Source organism: Psittacicella hinzii (genome assembly GCF_003585885.1).
Taxonomy (GTDB): Bacteria; Pseudomonadota; Gammaproteobacteria; order Enterobacterales; family Psittacicellaceae; genus Psittacicella.
The window spans coordinates 1-2011 of sequence record NZ_NRHC01000102.1 but is presented as its reverse complement, the minus strand read 5'-3'; the positions used below and the strand labels follow the sequence as shown (position 1 = coordinate 2011).

The following is a 2011-nucleotide window of genomic DNA, read 5'->3' as shown; positions in this document are numbered from 1 at the left end:
AAGAGCAAACTCAAGAGCAAGCTCAATCTCAAACTCAAGAGCAAAATGCAGCTTCAGCAACAGCTCAAGAGCAAAACTCTACCTCAGCAACAGTTCAAGAGGCGACAAGTAGTCAAGCTTCAGCAGACGCAGAAGCTACAGCAAATCAAACAGCTCCAGCACCACAAGTAAGTGTGCAAGACTTTATTCAAATGATTGTTGGTGCCGGCTCAATTGATGCCCAACTAGGTGAAAGACTTACTATCTTACTCATGGCAATTGTGACTGATTTAGATTATGGTCTAGTAGAACGTGTGTTTACGCACAAATACTTCCGTGATTACTACAATTCATCTCTAGCTATATTGCAGATCATTACAAGAATCAATGAGCAAAAAGAAGTAAGATATAACCAAGTTTACGTAAATGAGCATGGTGTTGATTCACAAGCCTACGACGAGCTTACAAAACTTCGTAGACAATACGAAAAAGTAGTGTACCGTCGTGAGCGTAAATGGCGTGAAGAGGAGCGAGTTGAAATTCTTCCTGTACCGCAAAATATTTCAATTGCAGGAAATATTGCTAACTTTACTCCAGTAGACTTTGCTAACCTGCCAGAGCAAGCACGTAAAAATACTTTTGCTCTCTTCCTGTTAGAGAAAAACTACTTCTATCGTCAGAAAGTAAAAGTAATGCAATGGCAAACTGGTCATCTCTTTAGAAGAAAGCTCAAAATCATGCCAAGAGACAATCCATCTCTTTATTTAGATTTTAGTGGCAATCTCTTAAAGAACTTCTGGAAAGGTGAAGCCTTTAATGTTCTTGCTAACTGGGTTAACTTCAAAACTCGTCTCAGTTACGATAACTTTAGTTTAAAACTAGACCAGATTAAGGTGGTTAAAGACAATAATCATCCTCTGTATAAGTCTCCGATGTATTGGAACGGCTTTGATCTAACCAATTTAATGCTCAATGCTAATGGCTTAGCGTCAATGAGTGATAATTTCACTTGGGCTTTATCTTATATATATAGAAACAAGTCCGACATTGAGAGCTCTGGTTATTCTTATGTTCGTCCTGATAATTTCAAGACTTTACCAGCAGACTTTGATGATAAACTCAAAGGTCTAGTGCAACCACAAACGCAATTAGAACTTGACTTCGTAATTGGCCGCTACGGCAAACTTATGTAGTTGAGCTCTTTGCAACTAAACTAAAGTAAGCATAAACTAAAGTAAACATAAAACTAAAAGCAAGGAGGGTAAAACTTCCTTGCTTTTTTTTCATAAGAAAAAGGCTGATCCTAAGAGGGTCAGCCTTAATTTTGTTTGCGGGATTTACTAAGGGAAAAAGTATAGTTTGCTGGAGGGGAGCTAACTACAGAAGAGCACTAGGGAGAATAACTTAGGTAAGAGTACCTAGAGCTTTTTGTAACCCTGAACTCAGTAACTCTGTAGTTACATAACTATACTTTTTACACTCTTTGTTTGTACTTCAACCAAGAATTAGTTGTTGTTTAATTTTTGGTTAAAGAAGTCAACAAATTTTTGCATAGGTAATTTACCTGAAACTAAATCGTAAAGATCTACGTGGTTAGCACCAGGAACGATTACTAATTCTTTATCATTAGTACCGCTTAATTTAGCAAAAGCTCTTTCACTAAAGTAACGAGAGTGCGCAACTTCACCAGTGATAATTAAAGTAGGAACTTTAATATCTTGTGCGTAGTTCATTAATCTCGTATTCATGTAGCTCATAGGCATTACAGTTGCCCAGCTACCATTTGAGTTAATTGAACGTGGGTGGAAACCACGATCAGTACGATAGTAGTCAGCGAACTCTTTAATTACCGGAGGTAGGTTAGGAGTATCAGCGTCTACAGTTCTTAATGGAGCAGCTTCTGCTACTTTACCATCTTGATCTAGGTAGTAAGCGTTGTAAGAAATTTGATTAGCTTGTGCGTCTTGAGTACGCATGTTAGCTAAATGAGCTTTAATTTGTTGACGTTGTGCATCCTAAATTTTTAATATTA

Annotated in this window: 2 protein-coding genes; one reads left to right on the top strand and one right to left on the bottom strand. The window is 37.5% G+C overall.

Features of this window, described 5'->3' with window-relative positions; all coding sequences use genetic code 11:
- A partial coding sequence (locus tag CKF54_RS08190; protein WP_222987560.1) for a hypothetical protein occupies positions 1 to 1172 on the top strand: 1172 nt, incomplete at its 5' end.
- A 312-nt stretch (positions 1173 to 1484) separates the two neighbouring features.
- On the opposite strand, the gene CKF54_RS06910 is transcribed toward CKF54_RS08190, so the two are convergent.
- On the bottom strand, positions 1485 to 1955 hold the full coding sequence (locus CKF54_RS06910; protein WP_119525625.1) for an alpha/beta hydrolase: 471 nt from the start codon (positions 1953 to 1955) through the stop codon (positions 1485 to 1487).
- Positions 1956 to 2011: the final 56 nt, after the last annotated feature.